Source organism: Bradyrhizobium jicamae, from assembly GCF_018130695.1.
Taxonomy (GTDB): domain Bacteria; phylum Pseudomonadota; class Alphaproteobacteria; order Rhizobiales; family Xanthobacteraceae; genus Bradyrhizobium; species Bradyrhizobium jicamae_B.
In genome coordinates this window covers 25,092-32,374 of record NZ_JAFCJX010000051.1, presented here as the reverse complement: position 1 = coordinate 32,374, position 7,283 = coordinate 25,092, and the positions used below count along the sequence as shown (strand labels likewise).

Sequence of the window (7,283 nt, the reverse complement as noted above, 5' to 3'; positions counted from 1 at the left end):
GCTCTCTCCCGCGAATCATCACTCAACTCACGGAATCAGCGATCAAATTCCTCCGCAAGATGTGTGAATTGGACAGCGCTTGCGGGGGAGGGAGCCCGTCCACTGCTGCGTCCCTTACATGCTGTGCGGGCAGACGGTTCGTTAATGCTGCGTGCGATAGACGATTTAGCCAAGTGAGGTGAGCAGACTGCTCGGCTCCCTCCCCCGTTGCGGGGGAGGGTTGCGGGAGAGGGGTAGGCCACGAACTCCGATGTCGTCATCACGCCCTCATTAACCACCGCACCAACCCGTCATCCTCCACACCGCCCCGCCGCAAAAATCTGCCGCAATACCCGGAACAAAATCGACCGTTGCTGATTAGAAATCTTTGGCGCCGCCAAAGATTAACCGGCGTGGCGCGTCCGTTCATGTTGTTGTCCAGCCTCAGTTGCGTCCCGATGACCGCTCCTCCATATTCCGCCCGCCCTGGCGTTCGTCGCCCGCTGATATTTCGCTCTTCCCACAGTTGCCTGATGGTCTTCGTCTGTCTTCGCCACCCCCTGATGCCCGAGTAAGCGCGTGGTTCGGCTGGGTTTCATTGTCGCCTTGATCGCGCTGATCGGAGCACTGCTGTCCGGTCTGGCGGCCTATCGCGTGCATGACCAGGAGCTGCAGCTCGACGGCATCGCGATCGCGCGGGCCATCGACGTCCATGCGAGCCTGGTGCAGGACCGCCTGACCGAGCGCGAGCTGCTGGCGCGGGTCGCCTCCGGGCTGTTTCGCTCGCCGTCGATGGTGAAGGCCAACATGCTGCAGCCGCTGCGCTCGGCGATCTACGCCTTCAAGACCGATTTCGTGATCGTGGCCTGGATCGCGCGGCTGAAGCCGAGCGAGCTGCCGGCCGCCGAAGCCGAGCTGAAGAGCGCCGGCTTCTCCAACCCCACGATCCGCGACTTCGACGACCAGCCGCTCGACATCAAGGAGCTCGACAAGCCGATCAACGTGATGATGGACGTCGAGCCGCGCAACCCGGCGACGCTCGGCATTCCGGGCCGCGCCTTCGACCGCCACTCCGTGGTCGGTCCGATGCTGGCGCAGGCCATGGCGGCGGGGAAGCCCGTCGCGTCGGATCCGATCCCGCTGCTCCGCCAGGACGGCCCGGTCGGCGTCGCGCTGGCCGCACCGGTGATCCAGGACGGCGCGACCGAGCCGGCGGGCTTCATCACCTTTTCCTATGAGCTGGCATCGCTGATGCTGACGAACGACGATTCGTCGCTGTTCGCGGTGGCGCTGCGCGATCCCCGCGATTCCAACGACGAGTTCACCGCCAACGAAGCCGGCGTCGTCACCTCGCGCGCGGTGCGCCAGGGCGGGCCGGTGCCCTCGATGGTGCGCACCGTCACCTTCGGCGGCCGCGACTGGTCGCTGGAATATTATGCCAAGAGCAATGCCCAGGTCCGCGCGCAGCAGACCGCCGTCATCGTCGCCGCGATCGGCCTTGCGCTGACCGGTATCGTCTGCGGCCTGTTCGGCTATGTCGCCTACAACAATCTCCGCCTCAGCCGTGAGATCGAGGTCCGCATCGGCTTCGAACGGCGGCTGACCGCCGTGATCGACGAGCTCAATCATCGCGTGAAAAACATTCTGGCGGTGATCCAGTCGATCGTCACCCGCACCTTGCGCCACGGCTCCGACATCGACGTCGCGCGCGAGCTCCTGATCGGCCGCATCCATGCGATGTCGAACGTGGTCACGCTGCTGAGCGAGAGCCAATGGCAGGGCGTCAAGCTGAAGGGCCTGTTCGAATCGCGCTCGATCCCGCATGCCGATCGCATCGCCGTGAACGGCCCCGATATCACCGTCAGCGCCCGCGCCGCGCAGTCGCTGTCGCTGTTGTTCTTCGAGCTGGCCTCGCATTCCGACGAGGGCCTGTCGCTGGTCGGCAAGCATCCGCACATCGTCGCGAACTGGGAGGTGAACGGCGAGGAGCCGGACGGCGTCTTCCATTTCCGCTGGGAGGAGTTCAACACCAGCGAGGCGACGCGCCGTGCGGACTCGGATTTCGGCCTGATCCTGCTTGATCGTGTTGCGCCCGAAGCGCTCGGCGGCACCGCAAAACGCTATTTCACCGATGTGTCCTACGTCTACGAGCTCATCGCGCCGATGGACACGGTGGTCGACATGACCGAGCGCGATCGCACCGAGCAGTTTGCTCAGCCGGTGCGGCCGGCGAAGAAGTAGTCCGGTCTTGTAGGGTGGGTTAGCCTCACGGATGCGCAAAGCGCATCCGCGAGGCGTAACCCACCATCTATGTATCCACAGACGTCATCGTGTGATGAAACACCGCCGGTGGGTTACGCCTTCGGCTAACCCACCCTACATTCCTTTCCCAAAACAAAAAGGCGGCCCATTCGAGGCCGCCTTTCTGCATTCACGCTCTCCGTACCTTATCCGCCATTGCCGCCGATCACGGCGCGCACGGTGTTGTCGGGACCGAAATCCTCGGCGCTGTCGACATAGAGCAGCGCGCTCAATTTCGAGCGCGCGCGGTTGACGCGGCTCTTGATGGTGCCGACCGCGCAGCCGCAGATGGCGGCGGCGTCCTCATAGGAGAAGCCGGAGGCACCGACCAGGATCAGCGCCTCGCGCTGGTCCTGCGGCAGCTTGTCGAGCGCATTGCGGAATTCCTCAAACTCCAGATGCGCGTTCTGCGACGGCTGCGTCTTCAGCGTCTTGGCATAGTTGCCCTCGGCGTCCTCGACCTCGCGCCGACGCTTGCGGTAGTCGGAGCGAAACAGGTTGCGCAGAATGGTGAACAGCCATGCCGGCAGGTTCGAGCCCGGCTGAAACGAGTCGATATTGGCGATGGCACGCAGCAGCGTCTCCTGCACCAGGTCGTCGGCGCGGTCGCCATTGCCGGAAAGCGAGATCGCGAACGCACGCAAGCTCGGCACCGACGCCAAGATGTCGTCGCGAAGTTGATTGGTGAGAGGCATTAGTCCCTCCCGTCAGTTTTTGCAGTTTGTTCGCCGGCGCTGGCCGCCTGGGCGGCTGCTGCGGCCTCCGGTCCATCAAGCTTCCGGATGAGCTCCGCAAAGCGGTCGGGCACCCCCTGTCGTACCACGTCGTCGTACATGGCACGAAGCTGGTGACCGATTCTTGATTGAATCTCGGCGTTGAGGCCGCCCTGCTTCTTTACTTCCTTCATGATCTGATCCACGCTTCCCCGAGGAGTTAAGTCCCTGATTTCCAAGATGTTTCCTCGAAATTAGGCACCGGCCGCGTCGCCTGTCGGTCAGGAGCTAATGCGAAGTTGCGCATAAAGTTCCGAAACGCGGGAACTATTTCTTGGAACTTTTTCCCCGCTCGGGCGTAGTCGGGGCATCAGGGGAACCGGGGTGGCCCCATCGAACTGGATAACGTCGCCCCAGACGAAGCGTTTCATGCCCGACTTGGCTGAACTCGGTTCAAGAAACTTGGCTTACGAACAAGGATGGAGTGGGAATGTCCCGATCGCAGCTCGTTGCTGAACATCTGCCGCTGTTGCGCCGCTATGCCCGCGCGCTGACCGGAAACCAGGCCTCGGGGGATGCCTATGTCGGGGCCATGCTGGAGGCCCTGTTGCAGGATGGCTCCCTGCTCGATGAAACCCACGGTCCGCGCGCCGGGCTGTTTCGCCTGTTCACCCAGATCTGGAATTCGGTCGCCGTGAACGAGAATACCGAGGGGGTGGCGACACTGTCGCTGCCGCCGGAGCGGCGTCTGTCGAACATCACGCCGCTGCCGCGCCAGGCCTTCCTGCTGCTGTCGCTGGAAGGTTTCTCGGAGGAGGAGGTGGCCTACATCCTCGGCACCGATGTCGCCGAGACCCGCAAGCTCACCGATGCCGCCGGCCGCGAGATGGCCGCCGAGATCGCCACCGACGTCCTGATCATCGAGGACGAGACCTTCATCGCCATGGACCTCGAGAGCCTGGTGAAGAATCTCGGCCACAACGTCATCGGCGTCGCCCGCACCCATTCGGATGCGGTGGCGCTCGCCAAGAACAAGAAGCCCGGCCTGATCCTCGCCGACATCCAGCTCGCCGACGGCTCGTCGGGCCTCGATGCGGTGAACGAGCTGCTGCGGACCTTCGAGGTGCCGGTGGTGTTCATCACGGCGTATCCGGAGCGCTTCCTCACCGGCGAGCGGCCGGAGCCGGCGTTCCTGATCTCGAAGCCGTTCCAGCCGGCGATGGTGTCGGCGGTGGCGAGCCAGGCGCTGTTCTTCCAGCGCAACTCGCGCAACCGCGCCCCGCGTGCGGCCTCGGCATAGGTTTTCACGTCGACTGGCAGAACCTGACCGGCGTACCCTCGGGTGCGCCGGTTTTTTCTGTCATTTCTTGTAGCCTGGATGAAGCGAAGCGAAATCCGGGACCGCTTGAGCCGGCCTCGCGGCCGCGCCCCGGATTGCGCTGCGCTCCATCCGGGCTACGGAATATTCGCATTTTGCGCGCTTCGCACATGCATCGTGCGATATGGAGCCGGCACGAATCGCCTGCTAAGCGCTCCCTGATGGTCACGACACCGCGCGACAGGACGATCGGCTCACTCACCCTCGTGGTGACGGCGTTCGGCTGGGCGCTGAACTGGCCGCTGATGAAGCTGCTGCTGCAGCAATGGCCGCCGCTGTTCGCGCGCGGGCTTGCCGGCACCTGCGCCGGGCTGATCCTGGCCGCGCTTGCGCTCAGCCGCGGCCAGTCGCTCGCGGTGCCACGCGAGGCGCTGCCCCGGCTGTTGTTTGCAACCTTCACCAATGTCGTGGCCTGGATGGGCTTCGGTACCGTCGCGATGAAATATGTCAGCGTCGGCGAGGGTGCGCTTCTCGCCTACACCATGCCGATCTGGGCGATGCTGCTGGCCTGGCCCGTGCTGCATGCGCGGCCGACGATCCGCGACATCCTGGCGCTGGTGCTCGGCGTCGCCGGCGTGGCGCTGCTGCTCGGCGGCAACGGTTTCGCGTTCGGCGCGAGCAAGCTGCTCGGCATCGCGCTGGCCCTGTCATGCGCCATCTTCTTCGCGCTCGGCAACGTGATGAACCGCACGCCGTTGCCGCTGCCGCCGCTGGTCGTCGTCGGCTGGCAGGTCGGACTGGGTTGCCTCGCGATGCTGATTGCCGGCATCCTGTTCGAGCAGCCGAACTATACGGCGATCACGCCGCTCGGCATCGGCTGTTTCGTCTACATGACGCTGATGCCGATGGGCATCTGCTATCTCACCTGGTTCGAGACGCTGCGCCGCCTGCCGCCGACCGCGGCCTCGACCGGCATGCTGCTCGTTCCCGTGATCGGCGTCGTCTCCGCCGCGCCCATCCTCGGCGAGCCCTTGGGCTGGCGCGAGATCGGAGCCATGGTGCTCACCCTCGGCGGCGTCACGCTGGCGCTGCAAAGGAGCTGACAGGCGCGAAAGGAACGTTGTGCCCACAGGCCGCGTTTTGCTTTCATGCATGAGCCGATAGCCGTCATTGTCGAAAGCGCGTTTCACATCGCCTGGGATTACCTCGAACGGTCCGGCGAGCTCGGCGACCCCAATGTCGCCAGCCACGTCCTGCTCGATGCGATGGAGGTCATGATCAGGCATGGCGAGCATCGAAAGCTCATGCTGGCGAACAAGGCGATCGACGCCTACCGGCGCTATCGCACCGAGGGCCGATTCGCCGCGGCGTCCTGAACATCGGAGAGACGGCAAATGGATGATCTCAGGAAGACCGGATTTCAGGACCGTGGCAAGATCAACATGCACGAGCGCCACGAGGTCCATTACTGGACCAGGCATCTCGGCGTCTCGCTGGAGCAGCTTCAGAAGGTGGTCGCGAAGGTCGGCAATTCAGCCGCCGCGGTGAGGAAGGAGCTAGGCCATGCGCAAGGCGATCGCGGAGCTTGATGCGGAGCAGAGGTCGCAACTGCTCTATCTCGCGGATCTCGGCACGGCGCTGTTCTCATCGGCGCTCGTCGTCACCATCCTGCGCGGCATGGCTCAGCTAATTGGGCTGGGATAGGCTACAGGCGCGCATCTTTAGCGAGGATACCAACGGACCATTCCCGCCGCGCGACCGCACGGCGGTCATCGCTTGGACAGAGCCAACGCAGCACCATGTCCGCGCTGACGCCATCCAGGGATTGATCGCCGGGCTCAATCCTCGCCTGGTTCCGGCGTATCCTGCGTGTGCCCGTCCGGCCCGCGGCCGAACACGCCGTAATTGCTCGATTTCTCCCCTGCCACAACACCATCGATCCCATCGGAGCCCGCGCTGGCGAGCCCGACCTTGAGCAACTCGCGCACGGCGGCGGCACGCGTCGGCATGCGATTCTTGAAGCGGAAATCATCAACGGCTGCGAGCTCTTCCGGGGACAACATGACCTGCAGCCGCTCGGCGCGAAGATCATTCATCTCTAAACACCCAAAGTTAGCTAGATGAGTATTTTGCTAAACCAGCGAAACCGACAACGGTTCCGCAAGAGTCTGAAATTTTGTCAACGTCGCCAACTGAGTAAAATAGTCAAACAAAATCAATAATTTAGACTATTTAACTAGCAACCCTGCGCGACCATCTGCGTTGGCAGTACGGAGGGACGGCCATGACAGACGACAACGTCAAGCTACCCCGCAAATTGTCCGACGAGCCGAAGGCGCCAAAGCCGAAGCGGCCTTCGCATGCGGACGTCATCGAATCCATCGAGCGCTGGGCCAACAGCCCCGGTCTCAAACCCCCGAAAGCAAATGATGCGGAAACGATCTAAGCCCCACACCTTCGAACAGCGCCTCGACGAATTCAGGCGGCATCTCGAAGAGGAACTCGCCCGCGCCGCGCAGGGTGAACAGCGCGACGCGGTGCTGGCGCGCATCGACCAGCTGCGCACCGCCGCCGAGATGCACGCGATGCTGTCGCGGCAGGCCTGAGAGCTGCGTGCAACGTCTCACCTGATTTCAGGACCTTGAGTGCAATGAAGCGAAAGCGGCGACCGTCGCTCGCCGCTTTCGCATTCATCGATCGTGCCGTGCGGTGGCCAGCGATGCTAATCCGTCGGCCGCCGTCCGGTGCGCGGGTTGAGCGGAGCGGTCGGCGTCCGGCGCAGCGCCTCGGGCAGGAATGGCTCGTCGGGATCGGCGGATGCCGGGGCGCGGACGTCGGCGGCGTGCTGGGCGCGCTCATGCGGCGTCTGGTTGTGCCTGATCTTCCACTTCACATCGACGCCGTCGACGGGATCGTTGACGCCATGCTGGATGTCTCTGAAATCGCCCATGGATCGGCTCCGTGGCTGATTG

The 7,283-nt window shown here is 63.8% G+C and carries 12 protein-coding genes; 8 read left to right on the top strand and 4 right to left on the bottom strand.

What is annotated here, in order from left to right; translation table 11 throughout:
• Positions 1–558 precede the first annotated feature (558 nt).
• On the top strand, positions 559–2,220 hold the full coding sequence (locus JQ604_RS40150) for a CHASE domain-containing protein (RefSeq protein WP_212366292.1): 1,662 nt from the start codon (positions 559–561) through the stop codon (positions 2,218–2,220).
• A gap of 206 nt (positions 2,221–2,426) precedes the next feature.
• Here the strand turns inward: JQ604_RS40150 and JQ604_RS40145 are convergent, their stop codons facing one another.
• Both JQ604_RS40145 and JQ604_RS40140 read right to left on the bottom strand, forming a co-directional pair.
• Complete coding sequence (locus tag JQ604_RS40145; RefSeq protein ID WP_212366291.1) at positions 2,427–2,975, bottom strand: sigma-70 family RNA polymerase sigma factor; 549 nt, start codon at positions 2,973–2,975, stop codon at positions 2,427–2,429.
• On the bottom strand, positions 2,975–3,187 hold the full coding sequence (locus JQ604_RS40140) for a NepR family anti-sigma factor (RefSeq protein WP_212366290.1): 213 nt from the start codon (positions 3,185–3,187) through the stop codon (positions 2,975–2,977). The genes JQ604_RS40145 and JQ604_RS40140 overlap by 1 nt, the downstream gene beginning before the upstream one ends.
• Before the next feature lie 296 nt (positions 3,188–3,483).
• On the opposite strand from JQ604_RS40140, the gene JQ604_RS40135 reads away from it, so the two are divergent.
• The 5 genes from JQ604_RS40135 to JQ604_RS40115 all read left to right on the top strand — a co-directional run bounded on the left by JQ604_RS40135 (position 3,484) and on the right by JQ604_RS40115 (position 6,015).
• Positions 3,484–4,293: a response regulator gene (locus tag JQ604_RS40135; protein ID WP_212366289.1), complete on the top strand. Its 810-nt coding sequence runs from the start codon at positions 3,484–3,486 to the stop codon at positions 4,291–4,293.
• A 239-nt stretch (positions 4,294–4,532) separates the two neighbouring features.
• A complete protein-coding gene (locus JQ604_RS40130) occupies positions 4,533–5,414 on the top strand; it encodes a DMT family transporter (RefSeq protein ID WP_212366288.1) in 882 nt (293 codons plus the stop codon).
• Positions 5,415–5,459: 45 nt separating this feature from the next.
• On the top strand, positions 5,460–5,687 hold the full coding sequence (locus JQ604_RS40125; RefSeq protein ID WP_212366287.1) for a hypothetical protein: 228 nt from the start codon (positions 5,460–5,462) through the stop codon (positions 5,685–5,687).
• A gap of 18 nt (positions 5,688–5,705) precedes the next feature.
• Positions 5,706–5,900 (top strand): DUF3606 domain-containing protein, encoded by a 195-nt coding sequence (locus tag JQ604_RS40120; RefSeq protein WP_212366286.1) that lies wholly within the window; start codon positions 5,706–5,708, stop codon positions 5,898–5,900.
• Positions 5,875–6,015, top strand: a complete 141-nt coding sequence (locus JQ604_RS40115) for a hypothetical protein (RefSeq protein WP_212366285.1) — start codon at positions 5,875–5,877, stop codon at positions 6,013–6,015. Before JQ604_RS40120 ends, JQ604_RS40115 begins: the two co-directional genes overlap by 26 nt.
• A gap of 134 nt (positions 6,016–6,149) precedes the next feature.
• Here the strand turns inward: JQ604_RS40115 and JQ604_RS40110 are convergent, their stop codons facing one another.
• Positions 6,150–6,407, bottom strand: a complete 258-nt coding sequence (locus JQ604_RS40110; RefSeq protein WP_212366284.1) for a hypothetical protein — start codon at positions 6,405–6,407, stop codon at positions 6,150–6,152.
• Between the two features lie 188 nt (positions 6,408–6,595).
• Between JQ604_RS40110 and JQ604_RS40105 the strand changes: the two genes are divergently transcribed.
• Both JQ604_RS40105 and JQ604_RS40100 read left to right on the top strand, forming a co-directional pair.
• Entirely contained in the window at positions 6,596–6,757 is a 162-nt protein-coding gene (locus JQ604_RS40105; protein WP_212366283.1) for a hypothetical protein, read from the top strand.
• Positions 6,741–6,917 (top strand): hypothetical protein, encoded by a 177-nt coding sequence (locus JQ604_RS40100; RefSeq protein WP_212366282.1) that lies wholly within the window; start codon positions 6,741–6,743, stop codon positions 6,915–6,917. Before JQ604_RS40105 ends, JQ604_RS40100 begins: the two co-directional genes overlap by 17 nt.
• Before the next feature lie 116 nt (positions 6,918–7,033).
• On the opposite strand, the gene JQ604_RS40095 is transcribed toward JQ604_RS40100, so the two are convergent.
• Complete coding sequence (locus JQ604_RS40095; protein WP_212366281.1) at positions 7,034–7,261, bottom strand: hypothetical protein; 228 nt, start codon at positions 7,259–7,261, stop codon at positions 7,034–7,036.
• Positions 7,262–7,283: the final 22 nt, after the last annotated feature.

Coding starts and splice junctions, on each gene's coding strand:
- JQ604_RS40145 (WP_212366291.1), bottom strand. CDS start 2,975: ATGCCTCTCACCAATCAACTTCGCGACGACATCTTGGCGTCGGTGCCG.
- JQ604_RS40140 (WP_212366290.1), bottom strand. CDS start 3,187: ATGAAGGAAGTAAAGAAGCAGGGCGGCCTCAACGCCGAGATTCAATCA.
- JQ604_RS40135 (WP_212366289.1), top strand. CDS start 3,484: ATGTCCCGATCGCAGCTCGTTGCTGAACATCTGCCGCTGTTGCGCCGC.
- JQ604_RS40130 (WP_212366288.1), top strand. CDS start 4,533: ATGGTCACGACACCGCGCGACAGGACGATCGGCTCACTCACCCTCGTG.
- JQ604_RS40125 (WP_212366287.1), top strand. CDS start 5,460: ATGCATGAGCCGATAGCCGTCATTGTCGAAAGCGCGTTTCACATCGCC.
- JQ604_RS40120 (WP_212366286.1), top strand. CDS start 5,706: ATGGATGATCTCAGGAAGACCGGATTTCAGGACCGTGGCAAGATCAAC.
- JQ604_RS40115 (WP_212366285.1), top strand. CDS start 5,875: ATGCGCAAGGCGATCGCGGAGCTTGATGCGGAGCAGAGGTCGCAACTG.
- JQ604_RS40110 (WP_212366284.1), bottom strand. CDS start 6,407: ATGAATGATCTTCGCGCCGAGCGGCTGCAGGTCATGTTGTCCCCGGAA.
- JQ604_RS40105 (WP_212366283.1), top strand. CDS start 6,596: ATGACAGACGACAACGTCAAGCTACCCCGCAAATTGTCCGACGAGCCG.
- JQ604_RS40100 (WP_212366282.1), top strand. CDS start 6,741: ATGCGGAAACGATCTAAGCCCCACACCTTCGAACAGCGCCTCGACGAA.
- JQ604_RS40095 (WP_212366281.1), bottom strand. CDS start 7,261: ATGGGCGATTTCAGAGACATCCAGCATGGCGTCAACGATCCCGTCGAC.